Annotated in this window: 21 protein-coding genes; 8 read left to right on the top strand and 13 right to left on the bottom strand. The window is 72.7% G+C overall.

Annotation, left to right across the window (positions count from 1 at the left end; all coding sequences use genetic code 11):
* Nucleotides 1-27: 27 nt before the first annotated feature.
* Complete coding sequence (locus tag ABZ249_RS03165) at nt 28-435, bottom strand: hypothetical protein (protein WP_355256528.1); 408 nt, start codon at nt 433-435, stop codon at nt 28-30.
* A 451-nt stretch (nt 436-886) separates the two neighbouring features.
* On the opposite strand from ABZ249_RS03165, the gene ABZ249_RS03160 reads away from it, so the two are divergent.
* Nucleotides 887-1,555: a response regulator transcription factor gene (locus tag ABZ249_RS03160; RefSeq protein WP_017570862.1), complete on the top strand. Its 669-nt coding sequence runs from the start codon at nt 887-889 to the stop codon at nt 1,553-1,555.
* Between the two features lie 58 nt (nt 1,556-1,613).
* Nucleotides 1,614-2,900, top strand: a complete 1,287-nt coding sequence (locus ABZ249_RS03155; protein ID WP_220564970.1) for a HAMP domain-containing sensor histidine kinase — start codon at nt 1,614-1,616, stop codon at nt 2,898-2,900.
* 93 nt (nt 2,901-2,993) lie between these two features.
* On the opposite strand, the gene ABZ249_RS03150 is transcribed toward ABZ249_RS03155, so the two are convergent.
* From ABZ249_RS03150 to wecB, 3 genes are all read right to left on the bottom strand, one after another.
* The gene (locus ABZ249_RS03150; RefSeq protein WP_355256525.1) at nt 2,994-5,189 is read right to left on the bottom strand and encodes a glycosyltransferase; all 2,196 of its coding nucleotides are present in this window, start codon (nt 5,187-5,189) and stop codon (nt 2,994-2,996) included.
* A 58-nt stretch (nt 5,190-5,247) separates the two neighbouring features.
* Nucleotides 5,248-7,005 (bottom strand): hypothetical protein, encoded by a 1,758-nt coding sequence (locus ABZ249_RS03145; protein ID WP_355256522.1) that lies wholly within the window; start codon nt 7,003-7,005, stop codon nt 5,248-5,250.
* A gap of 368 nt (nt 7,006-7,373) precedes the next feature.
* On the bottom strand, nt 7,374-8,486 hold the full coding sequence (gene wecB, locus ABZ249_RS03140) for a UDP-N-acetylglucosamine 2-epimerase (non-hydrolyzing) (RefSeq protein WP_355256519.1): 1,113 nt from the start codon (nt 8,484-8,486) through the stop codon (nt 7,374-7,376).
* Between the two features lie 206 nt (nt 8,487-8,692).
* On the opposite strand from wecB, the gene ABZ249_RS03135 reads away from it, so the two are divergent.
* From ABZ249_RS03135 to ABZ249_RS03120, 4 genes are all read left to right on the top strand, one after another.
* Nucleotides 8,693-10,435 (top strand): glycosyltransferase family 4 protein, encoded by a 1,743-nt coding sequence (locus ABZ249_RS03135; RefSeq protein ID WP_355256516.1) that lies wholly within the window; start codon nt 8,693-8,695, stop codon nt 10,433-10,435.
* 108 nt (nt 10,436-10,543) lie between these two features.
* Nucleotides 10,544-11,908, top strand: a complete 1,365-nt coding sequence (locus tag ABZ249_RS03130) for a nucleotide sugar dehydrogenase (RefSeq protein ID WP_355256513.1) — start codon at nt 10,544-10,546, stop codon at nt 11,906-11,908.
* 365 nt (nt 11,909-12,273) lie between these two features.
* Entirely contained in the window at nt 12,274-13,446 is a 1,173-nt protein-coding gene (locus ABZ249_RS03125) for a glycosyltransferase (RefSeq protein ID WP_220564966.1), read from the top strand.
* A 93-nt stretch (nt 13,447-13,539) separates the two neighbouring features.
* Nucleotides 13,540-14,142: a malonic semialdehyde reductase gene (locus tag ABZ249_RS03120; RefSeq protein WP_355256509.1), complete on the top strand. Its 603-nt coding sequence runs from the start codon at nt 13,540-13,542 to the stop codon at nt 14,140-14,142.
* 82 nt (nt 14,143-14,224) lie between these two features.
* On the opposite strand, the gene ABZ249_RS03115 is transcribed toward ABZ249_RS03120, so the two are convergent.
* On the bottom strand, nt 14,225-14,464 hold the full coding sequence (locus ABZ249_RS03115; protein ID WP_355256506.1) for a hypothetical protein: 240 nt from the start codon (nt 14,462-14,464) through the stop codon (nt 14,225-14,227).
* A 159-nt stretch (nt 14,465-14,623) separates the two neighbouring features.
* Between ABZ249_RS03115 and ABZ249_RS03110 the strand changes: the two genes are divergently transcribed.
* Together ABZ249_RS03110 and ABZ249_RS03105 are read left to right on the top strand one after the other, a co-directional pair.
* Nucleotides 14,624-14,989, top strand: a complete 366-nt coding sequence (locus tag ABZ249_RS03110) for a hypothetical protein (RefSeq protein ID WP_355256503.1) — start codon at nt 14,624-14,626, stop codon at nt 14,987-14,989.
* A complete protein-coding gene (locus tag ABZ249_RS03105) occupies nt 14,986-15,246 on the top strand; it encodes a hypothetical protein (RefSeq protein ID WP_355256501.1) in 261 nt (86 codons plus the stop codon). The genes ABZ249_RS03110 and ABZ249_RS03105 overlap by 4 nt, the downstream gene beginning before the upstream one ends.
* Nucleotides 15,247-15,289: 43 nt before the next feature.
* On the opposite strand, the gene ABZ249_RS03100 is transcribed toward ABZ249_RS03105, so the two are convergent.
* The 8 genes from ABZ249_RS03100 to ABZ249_RS03065 form a co-directional block, all read right to left on the bottom strand.
* Entirely contained in the window at nt 15,290-16,120 is an 831-nt protein-coding gene (locus tag ABZ249_RS03100) for a glycosyltransferase (protein WP_355257091.1), read from the bottom strand.
* A gap of 288 nt (nt 16,121-16,408) precedes the next feature.
* Nucleotides 16,409-17,179, bottom strand: coding sequence for a CDP-alcohol phosphatidyltransferase family protein (locus ABZ249_RS03095; protein WP_355256499.1), 771 nt, complete (start codon nt 17,177-17,179; stop codon nt 16,409-16,411).
* On the bottom strand, nt 17,157-18,206 hold the full coding sequence (locus ABZ249_RS03090) for an iron-containing alcohol dehydrogenase family protein (RefSeq protein WP_355256496.1): 1,050 nt from the start codon (nt 18,204-18,206) through the stop codon (nt 17,157-17,159). Before ABZ249_RS03090 ends, ABZ249_RS03095 begins: the two co-directional genes overlap by 23 nt.
* A 5-nt stretch (nt 18,207-18,211) precedes the next feature.
* Nucleotides 18,212-18,943, bottom strand: coding sequence for a phosphocholine cytidylyltransferase family protein (locus ABZ249_RS03085; protein ID WP_355256493.1), 732 nt, complete (start codon nt 18,941-18,943; stop codon nt 18,212-18,214).
* A 30-nt stretch (nt 18,944-18,973) separates the two neighbouring features.
* Complete coding sequence (locus tag ABZ249_RS03080; protein WP_355256490.1) at nt 18,974-19,687, bottom strand: DUF5941 domain-containing protein; 714 nt, start codon at nt 19,685-19,687, stop codon at nt 18,974-18,976.
* Nucleotides 19,684-20,511, bottom strand: coding sequence for a hypothetical protein (locus ABZ249_RS03075; RefSeq protein ID WP_355256487.1), 828 nt, complete (start codon nt 20,509-20,511; stop codon nt 19,684-19,686). Before ABZ249_RS03075 ends, ABZ249_RS03080 begins: the two co-directional genes overlap by 4 nt.
* 230 nt (nt 20,512-20,741) lie before the next feature.
* Nucleotides 20,742-21,620 (bottom strand): ABC transporter ATP-binding protein, encoded by an 879-nt coding sequence (locus tag ABZ249_RS03070; RefSeq protein ID WP_355256484.1) that lies wholly within the window; start codon nt 21,618-21,620, stop codon nt 20,742-20,744.
* Nucleotides 21,620-22,468, bottom strand: a complete 849-nt coding sequence (locus ABZ249_RS03065; protein WP_355256481.1) for an ABC transporter permease — start codon at nt 22,466-22,468, stop codon at nt 21,620-21,622. Before ABZ249_RS03065 ends, ABZ249_RS03070 begins: the two co-directional genes overlap by 1 nt.
* Nucleotides 22,469-22,900: the final 432 nt, after the last annotated feature.

Raw genomic sequence — 22,900 nt, 5'->3', positions numbered from 1 at the left:
TCCGCGTTCCGGGGCCGGTGCCCCGGGTCAGCAGCGGGGCAGGCCCTCGACGGGCTTCCACGGCTCGGCGACGCGCAGGGCGGTGGCGCTGACGAACACGTCGCGGTTGCCGGTGTCGTCGTCGGTGAGCACCCACCAGGTGGAGAACGCGCCCTCGCCGTCGGAGTGGGCGGTGCCCTCGGTCTGGCAGAAGAAGTAGTGCCGGCCGGCCCACAGCCAGCCGCTGGTGGCGTAGCGGGTGTCCGCCGACCAGTAGGAGCGGGCGTCGCGCCAGGTCGTGTAGTAGTGGCGGACGGAGAGGGCGCCGCGCTCCGCGGCGGCCGTGCCGGCCGGCTCCCGGGCGTCCTGTGCGGCGGTGGCCGGGGCCGCCAGGGTCAGGGGCAGGGCCAGGGCGACGGCGGCGGCCGCGGCGCGCAGAGTGCCTGCTCGGGTCATCGGAATGCTCCTCGGCTCCCCGGGCACCGGTCGCCGGCGCGGGGCGGATGATCCTGCTGGAATGGGACGACGGACGGCGATAACCATCCATCACCATATTGTCACTCAGAGTGAACAATTCCCCCGTCGCGACACGTGCACGACTTCGGCCCGCGCGTTCTCCCCGTGAACCCGGGCCGCCGGGATGGCGCCGCTTTTCCTTCCGGATCACCCCTTGCCCCAGGAAACGACCGCCGACTCCGGGAAACGGTGACCCCACGGCGCACACCGGCCACCGAACGCACACCACTTCACCAAGAACCGGGTTTTCACCAAGCAAGGGCAAAGAAAGCACACGAATTGAGCAACTGAACTATTTGTCCGGTATGCGAATACCGTATTTTCGGCCAACCTTGGGCCATCCGGCGCGCATAATAGGGAAATGCGTGACCCCGGACCTACGATCGACATCATGACCTGCGTTTTGCTGGCCGAAGACGATGTCTCGATCTCCGAGCCTCTCGCGCGCGCACTCCGACGCGAGGGCTACACGGTGGACGTGACCGTCAACGGCATTGAGACACTCGACCGTGCCCGTGCGGGGGACATCGATCTGATGGTCCTCGACCTGGGTCTGCCCGAGATGGACGGGCTCGAAGTGGCGCGTCGGCTGCGAGCCGAGGGCCACGGAACGCCGATCCTCATCCTGACCGCCCGCGCCGACGAGGTCGACACCGTGGTCGGCCTCGACGCCGGCGCCGACGACTACGTCACCAAGCCCTTCCGGCTGGCCGAGCTGCTGGCCCGGGTGCGCGCGCTGCTGCGCCGGGGCGGGGCGGAGGTGCCCGTCGTCCACGGCGTGCGCATCGACAACGACTCCCGCCGGGCCTGGCTGGGCGAGCGCGAGCTCCAGCTCACCACCAAGGAGTTCGACCTGCTGCGCGTGCTGGTGCGCGACGCGGGCAAGGTCGTCACACGCGAGCAGATCATGCGCGAGGTGTGGGACACCAACTGGTGGGGCTCGACCAAGACCCTCGACATGCACATCTCCTGGCTGCGGCGCAAGCTCGGCGACGACGCCAACCAGCCGTCGTACATCACGACCGTCCGGGGCGTCGGCTTCCGCTTCGAGCGGGACTGATCGGACCGTGTGTCCGACGCGCCTCGGCCGTCTCCCGGTCGGACGAACATGAGGTGACATGCGCAGGCGGATGGTTTTCTCCACCCTGGTGGTGACCGTCATCGCCGTCATGCTGCTCGGCCTGCCCCTGGGTGCGCTCACCTACAAGCTGGTGCACGACGAGAGCAGTCGCGCCCTGTTGGGCGAGGCCGAGCTGATCGGCGCCGAGAGCGACACCATGTTGGAGATCCACGGCGAGATCAACCTCGCCGAGTTCGACCGGGACCACCCCGAACGGTTCATCCGGATCACGACGGCGGACGGTTCGAGCACCGTGACGGCCGGGAACCCCGCCCTGGACCCGAACGCGCCGGAGGCCCCGCCCCTGCTGCGGGCCACGGCCACGACCGGGCGGGGCACGGTGGTCGAGGTGTGGATGAGCGGCGAGGTGGTCCAGCAGAGCGTGGTGCGCGCCTGGCTGGGCATCGCCTCGCTGTCCCTGCTGGCGATCGGCGTGGCGGTGGGCCTGTCGATGTTCCAGGCCCGGAGGCTCACGCTGCCGCTGGTCGACCTGGCGGCCACCGCCGAGCGCCTGGGGTCGGGGGTGACCACGCCGTGGGGCCACCGCTACGGCATCCCGGAGGCCGACCGGGTCGCCGAGGTGCTGGACCGCAGCGCCGAGCGCATCGCCGGGCTGATCGCGACCGAGCGCCACTTCGCCACCGATGCCTCCCACCAGCTGCGCACCCCGCTCACGGCGCTGACCATGCGCCTGGAGGAGATCGTCGCCGAGGCCGACGACCCCGACGTGGTCCGGGAGGAGGGCGAGGCCGCCCTCGCCCAGACCGAGCGGCTGGTGGAGACCGTCGAGAGCCTGCTGGGCCGGGCCCGCAAGAGCCAGAACCCGGAGGTGGAGGCGGTCCAGCTGGACCCGGTCCTCAACCACCTCCAGGCCGAGTGGGCCCCGGTCTTCCAGCAGGAGAACCGCAAGCTCCTGGTGACCGGGTCGCCGGGGCTGACCGCGATGACCGTGCCCACCGACCTGGCCCAGATCCTGGCGACCCTGGTGGAGAACGCCTACAAGCACGGGGCGGGCACGGTGACGATCCGCCGCATCGACACCGGGCAGTCGGTGCGCATCGAGGTCAGCGACGAGGGCGAGGGCGTGCCCGAGCACCTGTCCGGCCGGATCTTCGAACGGGAGGTCAGCGGGGGCGGCGGCACCGGGCTGGGGCTGGCCCTGGCCCGGCACATCGCCGAGTCCGAGGGCGCCCGGATCGAGCTGGTGCAGGCCCGGCCGACCACCTTCGCGCTGTTCCTGCCCGCCGGGGCCGGCGGCCTGTCCAAGATGACCGGCCCCGTATGACCCGCCCCGCGGCCGCGGACGGCCCGCTCCCGGCGGGTCCCGCGGGCCGCGGGACCCGCCGGGAGCGGTGGCGTGCGGCGGCGGACGGCGTGCTCAGGCTCCGGCCGGGACCGGGACCTTGCCCCGCACCACCAGGTCGGTCCACAGCGACCGGACCCGGCCCAGGCCGTACGCCTTGACCACCTCGGCGCGGGCCCGCTCGGCCTCGGCCGCGAACCGCCCCTCCCGCACCGTCGCGTGGATGGCCTCGGCCATCGCCACCGCGTCGCCGTGGATCCAGTGCGGGTCGTAGATGGTGTCGGACCCGGGCCAGGGCAGCAGGGCGGGCACGCCGCCCGAGGCGGCGCACTCGGCCGGAGCCAGGTGGAACGACTCGTCGTCGCTGGTGGAGAGCATAAACCCGACCCGGCGCAGCCAGGTGGCCACATCGGGGCCGAACGGGTCGAACACCACCGCCCCGGCCAGGTTCTCGTCGCGCTGGATCCGCCGGTAGACGCGCTCGAAGTAGGCGCGCTCCTCCGGGCGGTTCCAGATCCACCAGTAGTCCCAGGGCTGCTTGGTCTTGACCGACATCGTGTAGCGCGGGTCCATGCGGCGCAGCTCCGCCAGCACGTCCAGGCCCCGGTCCAGCCGCTTGCGGGAGGGCGCGATGCCGATCATGCCCAGGGAGTACTCCGCCCCCGGGAGCTTGGGCCGGGCCAGCTGCTCGTCGTCGACCCAGTTGGGGACCACCACGACCTTGTCGGCGGGCCAGCCGGTGATCTCCCGGGTGAGGTCGGCGTAGTGCGGGCTGACGCACACCACCGCGTCGACCTTGTCGATGTCGAGCTTGCGCGGCCACTCCGCGTACAGCTCGAACCGGTGCAGGCGGACGATGAGCCGCTGGTCGGGCCGCTTCCACTTGGCGTAGAACAGGGCGTTGGGCCCGCACCACTCGCAGATGACCACGTCGGCCCATCCGGCCAGCTCCCGGGACCGGTACTGATCGTGGGTGCCCAGCCCCTCCCACTCGTCCATGCGCACGTCCAGGCCGGGCAGCGAGGACAGGTACTCGGCGAGCCGGGTGAAGAACTTCATGTCGTGCCCGGCCACGACCACCTTGAGCGGGCGCTCGGTGTCCGCGCCGGCGGGGGCGGGCGGCAGCGCCTCGGCGAGGTGGCCGCGCAGGCGCTCGGCGGCGCGCTCCAGCGTGTGGTCCTCGGCGGCGGCCCGGCAGCGGGCGGCCGCGTCGGCGTACACGGAGCGGTCGTGGTAGGCGCGGGCGACCGCCTCGGCCACCGAGTCCAGGTCGGCCCCGGCGAACAGCGGGTAGTCGGCGCCCAGCATGGCCTCGTGCATGGGGGTGCGGTTGAGGATCACCGGCAGGCCCAGCGCGCCCAGTTCGAGGACCTTGGTGGACAGCTCCAGGCTGGCGTCCATGGAGGGGTCGCGCCAGGACAGGCCGAAGTCGCACTCGGCGGAGGCGCGCAGCGCGTCGGCGCGCGGCATGCCGCCCCGCCAGTCCACGCCCGGGGTGTTCTCCAGGGCCTTGCGCATGCGCTTGGACCAGTCGGCGGGGTCCGCGTGGACCTTGTCGCCGATCATCACCAGCTCGGCGTCCACACCGCGGCGTTCCAGGGCGGCCGGGAGCCCGGTCATCTCCAGGGTGTTCCAGGCCGGGGCGAACTTGCCGGTGTAGGCCAGGCGGGCGCGGGCGTGCACCTGCCCGTCGGCGCGGGCGTCCTCGGGGACCACGACCACCGGCGGGAACAGCACCGAGCGGCCGCAGGCGGCGGGCACCGACGACTCCAGGAAGGCGCGCAGCTCCTCGGTCTGGCAGAGCAGGAACCGGGAGGCCAGGGCGATCTCGGTGAGCTCGGCGACCGCGGTGGCGGTGAGCCCGTCCACGGCGTGCGGGAAGTCGGTGAGGTAGGTCCACAGCCGTCCGGCCAGGGACTCCTCCTGGGCGGCCAGCCCGGCCAGCCGCTTGCCGCGCACGACCACGAGGTCGAACGGGGTCCGCTCGTGCCGGGAGACCAGCAGGGACACGGCCTGCTCGGGGGTGAGGCCGCGCGGCCCGGCGTCGGGGACCAGCTTGTCCTCGTAGGGGCGCAGCAGGCGGATGCCGGGCGCCCCCGCCAGCGGCGCGATGAGGCGGTCGGTGCGCACGGGGGCCTTCAACAGCAGGGTGACCTCGCATCCGGCGGCGGCCAGGGCCTGCGCCATCGACTGCGCCCAGATCGCTGAACCGTCGATGATGTTCAGGTCCACGTCCCCGTACAAGAGTGCGCGCGGAGGAGGTGTGCTCACGTTCTTCCCTTCGGATGCTTGCGGATGGCCCGTACCGGGCGGTCGAGGCGGCCGGGGGTCATCCGACGGCGCCGGTCGGGGCGTCCGCCGCGGTGTGGGCGGGTCCCCTGGCGTCCCGGTCGGTCCCGGGGCCGTGGTCGGGGCCCAGGGCCAGGAGGCGGGTGCCGCGGCGGTTCCACTCCGCCGGGTTCCAGCCCCGCCGCACCAGGGCGGTGCGGGCCAGCTCCGGGGTCAGGGAGCTGACGAAGACGTACTGCTCGCCGGTGGGGCGGTCGAAGAGGCCGCGGTCCCCCGCCGCGGCGGCCGGGGCGGCGACCGTGCCCACGGCGTCGGCGTCGGAGCACTCCACGGCGCAGACCAGGTCCACCAGGCGGTCCGGACCCACCGGACCGGTCCACAGGTGGGCCCAGGGCGCGGTGGCGCGGTCGGCCAGGACGGCCCACCGCTCGGGGCCCAGCCCGCCCAGGTGGACGGTGCGGTCGTCGCCCCGGGTCAGCTCCTCGGGGGTGTCCGGGGTGCTGAACCGGGCCGTGCGGACGGTGACGCCCTCGGAGCGCAGGCGCTGGACGCCGGGCAGGCGGCCGGCGGTGTCGGGGACGACGACCTCGGCCGGACGCAGGCGCGAGGCCAGCAGGGAGTCGGCCAGGTCCTCGGCCTCGGACTCCCCCGCCGGGTCGGCCAGGACGGCGACGGCGCGGCCGCGCAGGGGCAGCTCGGGGCCGGGCGTGCCGGGCGGGAAGTCCAACCCGGCGAGGATCTCGGCGAGCCGGACCGGGGTGGCGTCGGCGAGGAAGACCTCGCGGAGCATGGTGCGCTGCTCGGAGGCTGTGGGCGCGGCGGCGCGCAGCCGGGGCACGGTGACGGCCAGTCCCTCGGTCTCGCCGGTCTCCTCGGCGACCGGGTCGTGCGGGACGGGCCGGGTACCGCAGGCCTGGGCGCGGCGGCCCAGCGCCTCGGCGCGCGGGCCCCGGGCGGGGACCACGGCGACGCGTGCGGCCCGCAGGGCGTCGGCCAGGCCGGGGGCGTCGGCGTCGACCGCCCCGGCGCCCAGCCCGGTGAGGATGTCGGGGACCGGCTCGGCCGGGGTGTCGCGGACGAACACGGTCTCGGGGCCCTCGGCCAGCTCGGCCGCGACCGGGTTGAACAGGTGCAGGGGCACCCCCGCGTCGCCCCGGTGGACGCGGGTGAAGCCCAGGGCGCGCAGGCCCGGTGCGGTGGGCGCGTCGTCCAGGAGCAGGGTGGGGATGCCGCGGGCGGCCGCGGACTCCAGTACCCAGTGCAGCGCGCGGGTGCGGTCCGCCGCGGCGGGGTCGCCCACGTGCGCCCACGGCGAGCCGGGTGCCGCGGCGGAGGCGGAGACCAGGACGAGGTCGACGTCGACGCCGTCCATGACGATCTGCGCGTCGTGGGGGCGCAGCGGGATCGAGCGGATGTAGGGGTCCAGGGCGCGCTGGACCTGCGGCCCCAGGGCGGTGGCGGCGATGAGCAGGTCGGAGGCCCCGCCGGCGGCCCCGGCCAGCAGGCGGGCCTCCTGGCGGTCGGCGTCGAAGGAGCGCACCGGCTCTGCGCCGGGGCGCCGCTGCTGCTGGGAGTGGCGGGTGGTGCCGCTGCGCCGCCACAGGCGGTAGAGGTCGCGCGGGAGGCGGACCAGGGAACGGCCGGGCTTCTTGGCCGCGGCGGTGAGCGCGCGCCCCACCTGCAGCGACGTGGAGTCCTCCAGCGCCGCAAGGCGGGCGCGGGCCTCCTGGAGCTGGGCCTCGCGTTCGGCCAGGGCCTGCCTGAGCTGTTCGGTCTGGCTCTGTTCACGCCGTTTCACGGTCTGCCACCTTGTGTTCGGATCGGATCGGCGGAACCGCCGGGATCACCGTGCGGGAGCACCCCGTCGGGTGGGGTCCGCGCCGGGTCCCGGGACGGGTCCGGATGCCCTTGGTGAGCCGTGTCGCGGGCTCGCGGGGCGCGGTCGGTGGTGTGTGCTGGTACGACACGGCGGCTCACCTGCCCCTCTGTCGGGGAACGGTACCGCCGGAAGAGGGCGGAACGGTGGATTCGCCCGCCTTGTGTCGTGTCGGGCCCTGGGCCGGGTGCCCTGCCGGGTACCGCCGCGGCGCACCGCCGGACCCGGCGTCGTCCGCCGGGGGACGGGGGCCGGGGGCTCTTCGGGAAGGAAGGGGACGGGGCATGGGATCACCTGGACCACTGGGTCAGGACGGCGGCGATGCGCTCACCGGCGCGGCCGTCCCACAGGGGCGGGGTCGTGTCGAGCAGTGCCTCGGAGCCGTGGCCGTGCAGGACCTTGGTGACGGCCTGGAGCAGGTCGGCCTCGGTGACGAGGCGGTTGGTGCCGTGGGTGATGGTGATGGGCCGTTCGGTGTTGGGGCGCAGGGTCAGGCAGGGGACCCCCAGGACGGTGGTCTCCTCCTGCACGCCGCCCGAGTCGGTGACGACGGCCTCGGAGCCGCGGACCAGGGCGACGAAGTCGAGGTAGCCGAGGGGCTCCAGGAGGTGGACGCGGGGGTGGTCGCCCAGCCCGGCGCGGTCGAAGGCCGCCTTGCCGCGCGGGTGCACCGGCATGACCACGTCCACGAGGTCGGCGATCTCGTGCAGGCGGGCGACCAGCAGCGCCACCGTGTCGGGGTCGTCGACGTTGGCCGGGCGGTGCAGGGTGGCGGCGACGTAGCGCTCGGGCAGGCCCAGGCGGGCGCGCAGGGCCTCGGCGTCGAACCGGTCGAGGTTGGCCAGCAGGGTGTCGATCATGGGGTTGCCGACCAGGTGGACCCGGTCCGGGGAGATTCCCTCGGCGGCCAGGTGGCCGATCGCCTCCGGCGAGGTGGCGAAGCACAGGTCGCTGAGCTGGTCGGTGACCCGGCGGTTGACCTCCTCCGGCATCGTGTTGTCGAAGGAGCGCAGGCCCGCCTCGACGTGCGCCACCGGGATGTGCAGCTTGGCGGAGACCAGGGCCGCGGCGACCGTGGAGTTCACGTCGCCGTACACGACGACGATCCCGGGCTCGCGGGCGGTGAACTCCTGCTCCAGTCCGACCATGAGCGCCGCCGTCTGCGCGGCGTGCGAGCCCGAGCCCACGCCCAGGTCGACGTCGGGGGTGGGCAGGCCCAGGTCGCGGAAGAACACCGCGGACATGCGGTCGTCGTAGTGCTGGCCGGTGTGCACCACCGCCTGGTGGGCTCCGCGGTCGCGCAGGGCGGAGACGACGGGGGCGGCCTTGACGAAGTTGGGGCGGGCACCGACCACGTGAACGATCGCGGTGTCCCGGCTGCCCAGGGGGGCGCTCGCTGCCACGGCTCTCTGGTCTCCTTCTGTTCGTCGTTCGGCCCCACCGGTTCCGGTGGGGCCGTGGCGGTCCGGTGGGGCGTTCCTCGCCGGGACGTCCCGTCCGTGTCGCCGTGGTGTCACCATCCGGCCACATCCGCGTGGTTGGGTGACTGACCGTGCATGACATCCCTGTTTCCGAAGCGCCCCGTCCCCGGACCCGCAGGCTGCGGGCGGTGACGTTCACCGCGTCGACGGCCTGGCGCCACCTGCGCTCCGACCCCGCCCGGACGCCGCTGCTCGCGCTGCGGCTGATGCCGGGGCCGGTCCGGCGCGCGGCGCGCGGCGCGGCCGCCCGGGTGGGCGGTCAGGCCCGCGCCTACGCCCTGTGGGACGAGGGGCGCCGGGCCGAGGCGCGCGAGGCGGTGCTCGCCGCCGCGTCCGGTGCCGGGCCCCGCAGGGTGGGGCGCCTGGTGGCGGCCTGCCTGGCCGCCGGGGACACCCGGACGGCGCGCGAACTGCTCGAACGCCTTCCTTCGGGGCCGGTCCGCGACCGGGCCGTCCACCGGACGGACCTGGCCACGGGGCGGGCCGTCGCCGCGTCCCCGTCGCCCGTCCACCACGGGATCACGTTAACCCGCGATGCCCCAACGCGGCCCGAAGACACGGTGAACGCTCGGCGACCGGAAAGCCCCGCAGGTGAACGTCTCGCATCGCCTCCGGAGGGTCCGGTGGACGGGTCGGGTGTGCGGGTGCTGCATCTGGTCACCAACGCACTGCCGCACACCAACGCCGGGTACACCCAGCGCACCCACCGCATCGCCGTCGCCCAGCGCGAGGCGGGCATGGACGTGCACGTGGTGAGCCGGGTCGGGCACCCCCTGGACAAGGGGAGCAGGGACGCGCGCACCCTGGTGCGCGTGGACGGGATCCCCTACCACCGGCTGCTGCCGTGGACCGCCCCGGCCGACCCCGGGCAGGAGCTGGCGTCCGGGCTGAAGCTGGCGTCCGAGCTGGTGGAGAAGGTGCGGCCGGACGTGCTGCACGCCGCCAGCAACCACCGCAACGCCCGGCTGGCGCTGGCCCTGGGGCAGCGGTTCGGCCTGCCCGTGGTGTACGAGGTGCGGGGCTTCCTGGAGGAGTCGTGGCTGTCCCGCGACCCCTCGCGGAGCGTGGACGACGCCTTCTACCGCCACGAGCGGGCGCAGGAGACCGAGTGCATGCTCGCCGCCGACCTGGTGGTGACGCTGGGCGAGGCGATGCGCGCCGACATCGAGGCGCGCGGGGTGCCGCCCGAGCGGCTGCTCGTGGTGCCCAACGCGGTGGACGAGTCGTTCCTGGAGCCGCTGCCGCCGGGCACCGCGGTGCGGGCGGAATGGGGCATCGGCCCCGAGGAGTTCGTGGTCGGCACCACCACCAGCTGCTACGGCTACGAGGGCCTGGACACCCTGCTGGAGGCCGTGGCGCGGATGCGCGGGGCCGGCGAGCGGGCGCACGCCCTGATCGTCGGCGACGGCCCCGAGCTGGCGGCGCTGCGCGCCCGCGCCGAGGAGCTGGGGCTGGCCGGCGCCGCCCACTTCCCCGGCCGGGTCCCCGCGGACCGGGTGCGCGAGCACCACGCCGCGATGGACGTGTTCGCCGTGCCGCGGCGCGACGACCGCGTGTGCCGGGTGGTGACACCGCTCAAACCCGTGGAGGCCATGGCCGGAAGATTGCCGGTTGTGGCCAGTGATCTTCCGGCTCTGCGAGAGATCGTGGAACCTGGGGTGACCGGTGAGTTAATTCCTCCAGGCGAATCGGCAGGTCTCGCTGATGTCCTGACAAAACTCGCTTACAGTCGGGAAAGGCGAGAGGCCTACGGTCTCGCAGGTCGCAGCCTTATCGGGGCGAACCGAACATGGACCGGGGCCGTATACCGCTACAACCACGCGTACCGGGCCCTTATCCGGAGAATGTCCGAACCAGGCCAGATCCCGTGATCGCGGACAACGGCTATCTACACTCGAACGTCCCGCTTGCAGTGACGTTCCCGGCTGTCCTCGATGAAGTGCGCCCGTTCACGAAACGAATGCGAGTGTGACCACGAAGTGGATGCCGCAGCCTCCAACCCAGCCCTTGCAGCCGAGCAGTCCGCGGTGACCGGCGACCTTGTCATCATCGGTCTCGGTTACGTCGGTCTGCCCTTGGCCGCCGAAGCCTGCTCCGCCGGTCTCAAGGTCACCGGACTCGACGTGAACGAGCGCGTCGTCCGCGGCCTCAACAGCGGTGTGTCGCACGTGGACGACCTGTCCGAAGAGGACGTGCGCGCCATGCTGGACCGCGGGTTCACGGCGAGCACCGACCCGTCGGTCCTGGCCACCGCCCGCACCATCGTCATCTGCGTGCCGACCCCGCTGTCGCCGGAGGGCGGCCCCGACCTGGGCGCGGTCACCTCCGCGGCCAAGTCGATCGCCGCGCACCTGAGCCCCGGCACCCTGGTGATCCTGGAGTCGACCACCTACCCGGGCACCACCGAGGAGGTCGTGCGCCCCATCCTGGAGGAGTCCGGGCTGGTCGCGGGCGCCGACTTCCACCTGGCGTTCTCGCCGGAGCGGATCGACCCGGGCAACCCGACCTTCGGCGTGGCCAACACCCCCAAGGTCGTGGGCGGGCTCACGCCCGAGTGCGGGGAGGCGGCGGCCGCGTTCTACGGCCGGTTCGTGAACACCGTGGTCCGGGCGCGGGGCACCCGCGAGGCCGAGATGGCCAAGCTGCTGGAGAACACCTACCGGCACGTCAACATCGCCCTGGTCAACGAGATGGCCATCTTCTGCCAGGAGCTGGGCGTCGACCTGTGGGACTCGATCGCGGCGGCGGCCACCAAGCCGTTCGGCTTCCAGGCCTTCTACCCGGGTCCGGGCGTGGGCGGGCACTGCATCCCGATCGACCCGAACTACCTGTCGTACAAGGTCAAGACCCTGGGCTACCCGTTCCGGTTCGTGGAGCTGGCCCAGGAGATCAACAGCCGGATGCCGTCCTACGTCATCCAGCGCGCCCAGGAGCTGCTCAACGAGTCCGGGCTGGCGCTGTCGCGGTCCAAGGTGCTGCTCCTCGGCGTGACCTACAAGGCCGACATCGCCGACCAGCGCGAGTCGCCGGCCCGCCCGGTGGCGCGCAAGCTGCTCGCCAAGGGCGCGACCCTCACCTACCACGACCCGCACGTGGAGTCCTGGCAGGTGGACGGGCAGGACATCGAGCGGTCCACCGACCTGGACCGAGCGCTGGCCGAGGCCGACCTGGTGATCCTGCTCACCGACCACAGCGAGTACCGGCCCAAGCTGCTGGAGGAGTACGCGCGGCTGCTGCTGGACACCCGCGGCGTGCTGCGCCGCACCCCGAAGGACGAGGACCCGACGGTGGTGCCCGCGCAGGCCCGCCGCTACGTCCAGCGCGAGGGCATCCAGGTCCTCTAGGGCTGTTCGGCGGATCATCCCGGGTCGCGGCCGCCGGGCGGCTCGCGAGAGATCGCCCGACGACCGCTCCCGGCACTCGGCGCGAGCGCCGAGACTCACGAAAGCATCCACCGAACACGCCCGAGAGCCCGTACACGGGCCCGACGAACGGGGGCGCGCCGTCCCGGACACCCGGTGTCCGACGGCGTGCCCTCGCGTGTTCACTCGCCGTCGCACCAAGGTTCACCGGTTGCCCCCCGGGCGTCCACCCCGCCGACCTTTGCGTGTTTCCGCAGATGAATACCGTGTCGCACAGCCGGTACCGCTGCCCAAAAGCGGATCATCTTCTCAGATGCGCCTTACCGGCGACACAGGTAGGTGATGTGATGCACGCGCTTGTGGCCACAGTGGTCCACCACCCGGAGGACGCCCGGATCCTGCACCGGCAGATCCGCGCCCTGCTGGACGCAGGACACACGGTGACCTACGTCGCGCCGTTCCGCGAGTGCGGCGTGACCCCGTGGAGCGAGCTGCGCTCCGTGGACGTCCCGCGCGCCTCCGGGCGCGAGCGGCTGTCCGCCCTGCGCGCCGCCCGGGCGGTGCTGGCCGAGCACGCGCCCAAGGCCGACCTGCTGCTCTTCCACGACCCCGAGCTGCTGCTGGCGCTGCCGGCCGAGCGCCCGGTGACGGTGTGGGACGTGCACGAGGACACCGCCGCGGCGGTCCTCACCAAGCCGTGGGTGCCCCGGCCGGCGCGACGCCCGCTGGGGATGCTGGTGCGCTCCTTCGAGCGGCGGGCGGAGCGGCGGATGAAGCTGCTGCTCGCCGAGGAGGGGTACCGGGACCGGTTCCGGCGGCCGCACCCGGTGGTGCCCAACACCACCGACGTCCCCGACTCCCCGACCCGCCTTCCGGGCGACGACCGGGTCGTCTACCTGGGGCACGTGTCCCTGGCCCGGGGCGCCCGGGAGATGGTCGAGCTGGGGCGCCTGCTCCAGCCGCACGGGGTCCGCCTGGAGATCATCGGCGGCGCCGACGCGGGCGTGCGGCCGCTGCTGCGCGAGGCGCAGCAGGAGGACGCGCTGACCTGGTACGGGTTCGTGCCCAACGACCGGGCGCTGCGGATGTGCGCGGGGGCGATGGCGGGCATCAGCCTGCTGCACGACACCCCCAACTACCGGCACTCGATGCCGACCAAGGTCGTGGAGTACATGGCGCACGGGCTGCCGGTGGTCACCTCGCCGAGCCCGGTGGCGGTCCGGCTGGTGACCGAGCGGCCCGAGGGGCCCGCGGGCCTGGTGGTGCCGTTCCAGGACCCGGCCGCGGCGGCCGACGCGGTGCTGCGCCTGCGCGCGGAGGAGGGCCTGCGCGGCCGGCTGGCGCGGACCGGCCACCGCATCGCGCAGACCTCGTACCACTGGCCGGTCCAGGCCCGGGCGTTCGTCAAGCAGCTCGAGGAGTGGGTGGACGAGGCGGGCGGTCCGACGCCGCGGATACCGCGTCAGCGCAGTGACGAGCGGGCTCCGGCGAGTGAGGGCGACCACACTTACTTGGCATAGGAAATATCTTCCTGGTCAAGCAGGTTGGGTGCGGGTGTACCGACCGGCGCACGTTCGTGCCGGTCACACCCCACGACCGACCGAGGTACGACCATGACCCAGTTGCTGCTCGACAAGGACGCCCAGGACCTTCTGTTCCGGGCCGCCCGCACCGCCAACTCCTTCACCGACGAGCCGGTGACGGAGGAGCAGCTCGGAGAGATCTACGAACTGGTCAAGTACGGCCCCACCGCGATGAACCTGCAGTCGCTGCGGGTGACCGCGGTCCGCTCCGAGCAGGCCCGCGAGCGCCTGGTCCCGCACATGGCGGGCAACAACGCGCCCAAGACCGCGGCGGCCCCGCTGACGCTCATCCTGTCCGCGGACACCGACTTCCACGAGAACTTCCCGACGACCTTCCCGGTCGCCCCCGACGCCCGCGAGAACTTCGCGCAGATGCCGGTCGGGGCCCGCGAGGACATGGCCGTCAAGAACGCGTTCCTGCAGATCGCCTACCTGATCATCGGCGTGCGCGCGGCCGGGCTGGCCGCCGGGCCGATGACCGGCTTCGACGCCGAGGGCGTGCGCAAGGAGTTCTTCGGCGAGGACTCGCCGCTGCGCCCGGTCGTGGTGATGAACATCGGCCGCCCCGGGCCGGACGCCTGGTTCGACCGCCTGCCGCGCCTGGAGCGGGACGCCGTCGTCACCGAGGTCTGATCCCCGTCCCCGACCGGACCGCCACCCGGCCGGGGAGGGAACGGGACGGGCCCCTCGCACCGCGAGGGGCCCGTCGCCGTGTTCAGCGCGGTCCGGGGCCGCCCGGCGGCGGCCCCCACCCCTGTCCGGGAGGGCCCTGCGGGTACTGCGGCCCGCCCTGCCCCGGGTGGGGCTGCTGCGGGGCGCCCGGGTGGTACTGCCGCGCGGGCGGCGTCTTGGGCCTGGCCGCCCGGACGATGAAGAAGACCAGTCCGCCGACCAGTGCGAGGCCGCCCAGGGCGACCACGACCAGGATGATGAGACCGAGCAGGCTGGAAGCCACACTGCCTCCCAGGGGGTACGGCCCCGAGGCTCACGGGGCGGGGACGCCCATCATGGCACGCCCGGCCACTTCTCAGAGCGCCTCCTCGACGGCGCCCCAAGGGATAATCTGTAGCTACAGAACATCAGGAATCCTGTATATACAGGGGTCGCCACCTGGGTGGGAGCAGTGATGTCCGAGCAGCCCGTGGTCTGGAACTCCGAGGAACCGACGATCCGCAGGCCCGAGCCGACACCGGCGGCGCTCCGGGATGCCCTGACCAGGATCGCACCATCGCAGGTTCCCGAGTTCGACCGCAGGCTCCTGGAGGCCAGCACCCGAGCCCAGACCAGTGAGAGCATCGGCCCGCTGTGGCTTTTCTGCCGTTCCTGGGCCCAGTTCATCGAGGTCGAACGCCATCCGGCGGTGGCGCGCCGTCGGAGCGAACTCCTCGCCCTGGTCGACTCCGGCTCCCCCGAGACCAAAGAGGCTGTTTCGGAGATCTCCCGTATCCAAGCCTGGGCTGATGCCAGGCTTGACGAGTGAACGACTGGACCTGGTGCTTCGAGCCGCCCGACCTCTCCTCAGGGCTGCCCGTCGGGGCGGTGGCCGAGATCGAACGCCTCGCCACCGAGTTGTCCGCCCTCGGCCCCGACGCCGAGCAGGCGGGTAGACCGCACGACCGGTCAGGGGGTCTACGCGAGTTCCCACTCGGCGACGATGTGGGATTCTTCAAGTTCATCGTGGCCCGGCACCTGCGAGAGATCGTGATCGTGCAAGTCACCCTGTGGCCGCACGTCTGAGAGTGGCGGGCCCCTTCCGGTCGGCCCGCCGCTCTCAGGCGGCTCAGATGATCGGGGGGCGGCCGGCGCGGGTCATGCGCCAGGCGGTCGACCAGCGGATCGGGGTGCGCGGGCCGGCGTCCTCGCGCCAGCCCTCGCGGAAGCCGGCGAACCAGGCCTTGAGGGAGGCGCGGTCGCGCTCGCGGAGCACGGTCAGGGCCACCCAGGTGCCCAGGTAGGCGAAGGCCAGCGGCCAGGGCAGGTTGCGGCGGGCCAGCCACACCCGGTTGCGGGCGTTGAGCCGGTAGAAGTTCTCGTGCCGGGTCGGGGCGACCGCCGGGTGGTACATGACCGCGTCGGCGTCGTACTCGATGGTGTACCCGGCGTCCATGATCCGCCAGGCGAGGTCGGTCTCCTCGTGGGCGTAGAAGAAGTCGCCCGGCAGGCCGCCGCCCGCCTCGAACGCGGTGCGGCGGACCGCGCTGGCGCCGCCCAGGAACGTGGTGACCACGCTGGAGCGGCGGGAGTCGCCCACCCGCAGCCGCGGCACGTGGCGGCGCTGGTCGGGGCCGCCGTCCGGGTCGGCGATGCGGAAGGACAGGGCGCCCAGGGACGGATCGGCGGCGAACCGCTCGCGCACGTGCCGGGCCAGGTCGGTGGAGCGGTACCAGCCGTCGTCGTCCAGGAAGAGGATCACGTCGCCCTTCGTGGCGCGCACCCCGTGGTTGCGGCCCTCGGGGATGCCCACGTTCTCCGGCAGGCGGACGGTGACCACGCCTTCGGGCAGCTCGGGCAGGTCGGCGCCGTTGCCCACGACGACGACCTCGACGTCGGCGCCCTCCTGCTCGAACACGCTGGTGATGGCGCGGCGCAGCTCGGCCGGGCGGTTGCCCATGGTGAGCAGAACGCAGGAGAGGGTGGGCTTGCTGGCACCGGACACCTGGGGACGGCTCCGTTCGGCTCTGGGCCCTCGGGAGACCTCCGTCGCGGACCCCTCGGTCCGGGGCGGAATCACGGGTGTGGTCATGTTCGGGACCGTATCAGTGGACGACAGGCTTCTTGCAGGTTGACGAAGACCGACATTCGCAGGAACAGGCTAACGAAAGAATAAAAGCCCGGTGTACGGGGCCGCGGGCGGGGTATGGGCCGCGGCCCCGTATGTGACGCGAACGTCATCGACGCGTTATTCGAGGCGGCGCGAGGCCACCACGCTCACGAAGTGCGCGACGCTCATCAGCGCCGCCACCGCCGCGCAGGCGGCGACGAGGACCCGGGTGGCCAGCAGGTCGCCCAGGAACAGGTCCGCCACCGCGGCCACCACGACGATCAGGGACAGCTCGACGGCCTGGATCAGCCGGTGCACCTTGAGGGCGGAGGCCAGCCGCCGGGCCAGGCTCAGCCCGGACGAGCGCGGGCGCATCGCCTCGTCGGTCACCTTCTCGGGCAGCCCCGCCTTGGCTCGGGCCACCACGACGTTGTCGGTCTCGGCCTTGATGAGGGCCACGCCGATCGCGCCGACCATGCCCAGGATCACCCAGCCGCCCGGCTCCAGCCCGCCCTGGGCGCGCACGCCCAGGCCGATGAGCAGGGCGATCTCGGCCACGTAGTGCCCGATCCGGTCCAGGTAGATCCCGGTGACGCTGGTGCGGCCGGTGTACCGGGCGACCTCGCCGTCGGAGCAGTCCAGCAGCAGGTAGACCTGGATCAGCAGGGCGGCCGCCAGGGCCGACCACAGCCCGCCGAAGGCGACCACCACGCCGGCCAGGACGCCGAACGCCATCATCAGGTAGGTGATGGGGTTCGGCGGCACGCCCAGCCGGACGAAGAAGGTGCTGACGTAGGGCGAGAGGTCCCTCATGTAGAGGCGGCCCGCCCAGTGCTCCTCGTTCGTGCGCTCCTTGATCCCCGCGGGCTGGCCACCCGCGCGGACCTCAGCGACCGACGGTCTTGACATAGTCCGCGACGCTCCGTCCGATCTCGCTCTCGGACAGGCCGAGGTGCTCCAGGATGGTGAACCGGCCGGGACGGGTGTCCGGCGCGTGCACCACGGCCCGCGCGAACGCCTCATCGTCCAGGCCGACGTCGGAGGGCACCACGGGCAGCCCGTGGCGGACCAGGCAGTCCCGGATCTCGCCCATCCGCGCCTCGGACCAGCCCAGGTGGCGGACCCGCAGGAAGGACGCGTACAGCGCGCCCAGGCCGGCGAGCTCGCCGTGGTTGCCCTTGCCCGGGTGGAGCTGGGTGACGGCGTGCAGGATCTCGTGGCAGGCGCCGCTGGCGGGCCGGCTGGACCCGGCGACCGACATGGCCATCCCGGACAGGACCAGGCCCTCGGCCAGGACCGTGAGGAAGGCGTCGGACTCGATCGAGTCGGGCCGGTGCAGGACCGCCTCGGCCGCGACCCGGGCGAAGGTGACGGCCATGCCGTCGACCGGCTCGCCGTTGATCCGCCCGGACAGCTCCCAGTCCTCGATGGCCGAGATGTTGCTGACCACGTCGCCGACGCCCGAGCGCACCAGGTGGGAGGGCGCGGCCCGGACGTAGTCCACGTCGATGACCACGGCGATGGGCATGGTGACCCCGATGGAGGGCTTGCCGCCCTCGTGCTCCAGGGAGCTGACCGGGGAGGCGATGCCGTCGTGCGCCAGGTTGGTGGCGACCGCCACCATCGGGATGCCGGCCATGGTGGCGGCGAACTTGGTGACGTCGATGGTCTTGCCGCCGCCGATCCCGGCGACCGCCTCGTAGGCGCCCGAGCGGAGCTTCCTGCCCAGCTCGTTGGCGGCGTCGACGGTGCCCTCCTCGACCCGGAACACCTCGCAGTGCGGCAGGTCGAGGTCGGCGGCGATCTGCTCGCCCTGGCCGGGGCCGACCGCGACGGCGATCCGGCCCTCGGTGGCGATGCGCCGGTCGGCGAGCACCGAGCCGAGCGAGGCGATGGCCCCGCGCCGGACGTCGATGGCCACCGGCGAGGGCAGCATTCGGGCTAGTAGCGGCACGCGATCTCCCGAGCCTTGGCCAGGTCGTCGTGGTTGTCGACCTCGACCCACTCCACCCGGCCGATGGGGGCGACCGAGACCTTCTCGCCGCGGCGGACGAGCTCCTGGTAGCCGTCCTCGTAGTAGAGCTGCGGGTCCCGCTCCCAGGTGGCCTTGAGGGCGTCGGCGAGGCGGGCGTCCAGGGAGCCCTCGAACAGGGTGGCGCCGATGTACTCGCCGGCGGCGGTGGCCGGGTCCATGAGCTTGGTGATGGTGGCGAGGTGGCCGTCGTCGTCGAGGGTCACCTTCATCTCCTCGTCGGCGAGGCTTTTCACGTTGTCCACCGCGAGGAGGAGTTCCGGACCCCTGGCGGCGAGTAGCGTTTCCTCGACGCTCACCGGGTGCACGGTGTCGCCGTTGACGAGGAGGACGCCCTCGGAGAAGAACTCGCGCGCGGTCCACAGGGAGTAGGCGTTGTTCCACTCCTCGGCCTTGTCGTTGTAGCTGAGGGTGAGCTTCACGCCGTGGCGCTCCTCGAGCGCCTCCTTGCGGGCCTCCACGGCCTCGGCGCGGTAGCCCACGACGACGACCACGTCGGTCAGGCCGGCCGCGGCCAGGTTGCGCAGCGAGATGTCCATGATGGTCGTCTCACCGTCGACGGGCACCAGGGCCTTGGGCAGCGTGTCGGTGTAGGGGCGCAGACGCCGCCCCGCGCCTGCGGCGAGAACCATTCCGAGCATGCGGGCGTGTTCCTCCTTAGCGGGGAGGTCCTACGCCTCCCCGAACGTTTCGGCGACCGGTGCAGGGTCGCCCTCCTGGCCGTACCCGGGCCGGGGGTGTCCGGGCCCGGCGCCGTCCTCGGGGACGGTGCCGGCCGGGAGCACGTCGGCCACCGGCGTGGCGCTCCAGGTGCGCACCGCCTCGGTGACGAGCAGCACCGCCAGGTATCCGGCGAGTATGCCGTAGACCGGAACGGGCGCGTGCAGCGCGCTCCCCGCCGCGACGACGAGCATGCGCCCGTCCCAGCCGAGGGCGGCCGCGCGCGTCCGCGGCGACCTCGCCACACCGACCGGGGGGCGGACGGCGTCGTCGCGGTGGTGACAGGCCACCGTCATCAAGAGTACGAACACCAGGGGACCGGGTACACCGGACGCGAGCCCCACGACCATCAGGTACGCGTACTCCATGACGCGCAGAACGGGCGGAACGAGTCGGTCGAACCGTCCGTCGTGGGGGTGGCCCGAGGCCGTTCCGGACAGTAGCAGGGCAGCGACCGGTGCGAACAGGGTAATGCCTGCCGGAAGCCCGCGGTCCGCCGCCAGGAGAACGAGGACGACCATCGCGGCCGCCGCCGCGGTCGGGAGCGGCGGGATCAGGCCCGGGGCCACGCGCCCCACCAGGCGGCAGAAGTGACCGTCATCACGGAGCGCGCGCAGGTCCGGGACGGTCCCGGCGGTGCCCGCGGCCCTCTGCGCCCCGTTCACCGCCGCCCCCCGTGGGCCGCAGCGGGGTCGACGAGCGCGGTGGTGATGGCGATGGCGCAGCCGACGATCAGGGTGACGAAGGAGATCCGCGGGTCCCACAGCGTGGCCGTGACGGCGATCGCCAGGAAGCGGACCGGCTGGGGGAAGGCGAGCAGCCGCCGGGCGAGGTCGGCGGCGGGCGCCCGCCGCCGCGCCCCCTGCCCCGGCGACGCGGCGGGGCGGGGCCGCGGGGCGCCCCCGGGGACCGCCCCGGACGCGGGCCGGGGGCCCGGCCGTGCGGTCCGGTGGCCGGACGGCGCGGCGGCCCCGTCCCGGTCGTGGCCCCCGGTGGCCGGGCGCGGGACGAGTCCGGCCGCCGCGGGCGCCACCGCCGCCTCCCCGGCCGCCGTCCCCGCGCCCCGGACGCGCCGGGACGGCACCGAGGGCGCGGGAGGCGCCTCCCGGGCCACCAGGAGCGCGTCGCGCAGCGCCAGGGCCACCAGGGCCCCGGCGGCCCACCCCCAGGCCCCGCCGGCCCCGGCCAGCACCGCGCCCACGGCCAGGCCCAGGTAGACGATGTACTCGCGCAGCTGGGAGAGCATGGCGGACAGCCACAGGGTGAGGGCGTCGTAGCGCCCGGCGCGCATGCGCTCGCGGACGGAGTCGCAGAACAGCACCGCCACCAGGAAGGCCGAGCCGGCCAGCCCGCCGACGGTGTCCGGGCGGGTGAACCAGACGGCGGCGCCGACGGAGACCATCACGGCGATCCGGCTCATCCCCGCCCGGGTGACGTGCCTGCGTTCGAGGAGGCGCGCGGTCGAGCGCGCCACGGTGCCGTTGGCCATGGGCGTGTCCCTCTCGAGTTCTCGGTGAGAGCAACCGTCACCCACGCTCTGTGGTCAATCAATCACTGACACGCCACAGGTGTCCGTTTGGCCTGTTCAGAGCGGCGTGGCGCCATTTCGGTCGGGTCAGATGACAAAGTGCGCACCGCCGGAATCCTCCGGCAGTGCGCACCGTGTGTCCTCTCCGAGCCCTGAGAGCCCCCTGGGGCGCCCTCGGGGCGCGGCGGGGGTCAGGCGGCCTGGCCGCCGTCCTTGTCGCCGCCGGCCTTCTTCTCGGCCTCCTCCGCGCGCTTCTTCTTGGCCTCCTCGGCCTTCTTGCGCTTGGCGATCTCGGCCTTGGTGTCCTCGTTGTAGGCGGCCAGCGCGGCGTCGATGTCGGTGTCCAGCGCCAGGGCCCCGCCCTTGATGTACAGGCCGCGGTTGCAGAACCGGCGCAGGTCGCCCTCGTTGTGGGAGACCAGCACCATGGTCCGGTGGTTGGCCAGCATCCGCTCGATGGCCTCGTAGCACTTGCGCTTGAAGGCCTTGTCGCCCACCGCCAGCACCTCGTCGACCAGCATGATCGGGTGCTCCAGCTGGGAGATCAGGGCGAAGCCCAGCCGCACCTTCATGCCGCTGGAGTAGTGGCGCACCGGGGTGTCCACGAACTTCTGCTTGATCTCGGCGAAGTCGATGATCTCCTCGAAGCGCTCGTCGATCTGCTTCTCGGTCATCCCGTGCAGCGAGCCCACCAGGTACACGTTCTCGCGGCCGGTGAGGTTGTCGTTGAAGCCCGCGCGCAGCTCCAGCAGCGGCGCGACCTTGCCCCGCACGTGCACCTCGCCCTCGTCGGGGATGAGCACCCCGGCGATCATCTTGAGCAGGGTGGACTTGCCGGTGCCGTTCTTGCCGACGATGCCGACGCAGTCGCCGCGGGCGACCTCGAAGGACACGTCGCGCAGCGGCCAGAACTCGTCCCCCTCGGCGTTGGGGTCGCGCTTGGTGCCGTGGATGAACATCTCGCGCAGGCTGCGCTTGCGACGGCGGTTGACCGCGAACTTGACACCGAGGCCCTTGGCCTCGATGACCGGGCCGCTCGCCAGGTCGGTGCCGTAGTCGGTCTGGGCCATCACAACTCCTTCAGGACGGACATCTCCAGGCGGCGGAACGTCCAGTATCCGATGACCAGCATCAGCAGCGAACCGACGACCGCAGAGGTGATCGCGATCGGCCCCGGGGTCAGCTGCTCGAACCCGGCGAACCACACCGCGCGGTGCATTTCGAAGATACCCAGCAGCGGGTTCAACTGGTAGGCGACCTTGAGCCACTCCGGCACCCGGGCCGACTCCAGGACCATGGACGCCGGGTACAGGATCGCCGATCCGTAGAACAGGATGCGGGAGGCGATGCGCACGAGTCGCTCGACGTCGCGCACCAGCACGTTGATCGAGGACAGCAGCAGGGTCAGGCCCAGGCCGATGGTGAACTGGAGCAGGATGGCCAGCGGCAGCCAGACCAGCACGCCCTCCCAGGAGGGGCGGCCGCCCAGGAAGATCACGAAGAGGATCAGCACCGGCCAGGTGAGCAGGTACTCGATGAACTTGGTGCCCACCGTGGCCGTGGGGAAGATCTCCCGGGGCACCTTCATCGTGGTGATCAGCTTGGAGTGCGTGATCATCGCGCGCGGGGCCTCGCTGAGGATCGCGCCGAAGGTGTTCCACGGCAGGATCCCGGCCACCAGGAAGAGCAGGAAACCGCCGTACTCCATCGCGTTCGCGGGCATCCCGCGGTCGGCCCCCAGGATGACCCCGAAGACGAAGAAGTAGACCAGGGTCAGAGCCAGCGGCTCCAACATCGTCCAGGCGTATCCGAGAATCGACTGCTGGTACTTGACCTTCAGGTCGCGTCGGACCAGGAGGCCGACGACCTTCCGGTGCTCCCAGACGGCCAGCGCCCTTGACGCCACCGCCACCTCCAAGGATCGAAAGAATTGCCGTCCGGTCCACGCTCGCGCCACCGGACAGGTGGGTGCTCGTGCCTGCGCGCACCGGTCGACACGCGCGGTCCACGGCCCCGGTCGGACGACGACCGGGGAAACGGGGGGACGTGTCCGGGCGACCGGGGGATTGTCACGGACCGCGCCCGGCTCGACGACCGCTGTGGGTCGCGGTCGGACCGGGCACATTGAACAGGCGTGCATAGATTACCGCTGCGACGGACGGGGCGCGCCCACCAACCTGCCGCACATCCGTGTCCGGACCGTGACCATGCGTGCCCGGGGCCGGTCGACTAGCCTCGGCTCCTAGGGAACGGAAACACGCGCGCAACATCCGGGCCGCCGCGGCCGCGGTCTCCCCGCCGGGAGCCGGAACCGTCGCGTCCGCGCCGCGTCACCCTCCGTTCCGCGCAC

The organism is Nocardiopsis sp. NPDC006139, from assembly GCF_040614155.1.
Classification (GTDB): domain Bacteria; phylum Actinomycetota; class Actinomycetes; order Streptosporangiales; family Streptosporangiaceae; genus Nocardiopsis; species Nocardiopsis changdeensis.
Note: the sequence above shows the minus strand (reverse complement) of the source record. Positions and strands in the feature narration are given on the sequence as shown.

Bases quoted from the DNA above. Each gene is read 5' to 3' on its own strand.
- ABZ249_RS03165 (WP_355256528.1), bottom strand. From the start codon at position 435: ATGACCCGAGCAGGCACTCTGCGCGCCGCGGCCGCCGCCGTCGCCCTG.
- ABZ249_RS03160 (WP_017570862.1), top strand. From the start codon at position 887: ATGACCTGCGTTTTGCTGGCCGAAGACGATGTCTCGATCTCCGAGCCT.
- ABZ249_RS03155 (WP_220564970.1), top strand. From the start codon at position 1,614: ATGCGCAGGCGGATGGTTTTCTCCACCCTGGTGGTGACCGTCATCGCC.
- ABZ249_RS03125 (WP_220564966.1), top strand. From the start codon at position 12,274: ATGCACGCGCTTGTGGCCACAGTGGTCCACCACCCGGAGGACGCCCGG.
- ABZ249_RS03120 (WP_355256509.1), top strand. From the start codon at position 13,540: ATGACCCAGTTGCTGCTCGACAAGGACGCCCAGGACCTTCTGTTCCGG.
- ABZ249_RS03100 (WP_355257091.1), bottom strand. From the start codon at position 16,120: ATGGGCAACCGCCCGGCCGAGCTGCGCCGCGCCATCACCAGCGTGTTC.
- ABZ249_RS03095 (WP_355256499.1), bottom strand. From the start codon at position 17,179: ATGTCAAGACCGTCGGTCGCTGAGGTCCGCGCGGGTGGCCAGCCCGCG.
- ABZ249_RS03090 (WP_355256496.1), bottom strand. From the start codon at position 18,206: ATGCTGCCCTCGCCGGTGGCCATCGACGTCCGGCGCGGGGCCATCGCC.
- ABZ249_RS03085 (WP_355256493.1), bottom strand. From the start codon at position 18,943: ATGCTCGGAATGGTTCTCGCCGCAGGCGCGGGGCGGCGTCTGCGCCCC.
- ABZ249_RS03075 (WP_355256487.1), bottom strand. From the start codon at position 20,511: ATGGCCAACGGCACCGTGGCGCGCTCGACCGCGCGCCTCCTCGAACGC.
- ABZ249_RS03070 (WP_355256484.1), bottom strand. From the start codon at position 21,620: ATGGCCCAGACCGACTACGGCACCGACCTGGCGAGCGGCCCGGTCATC.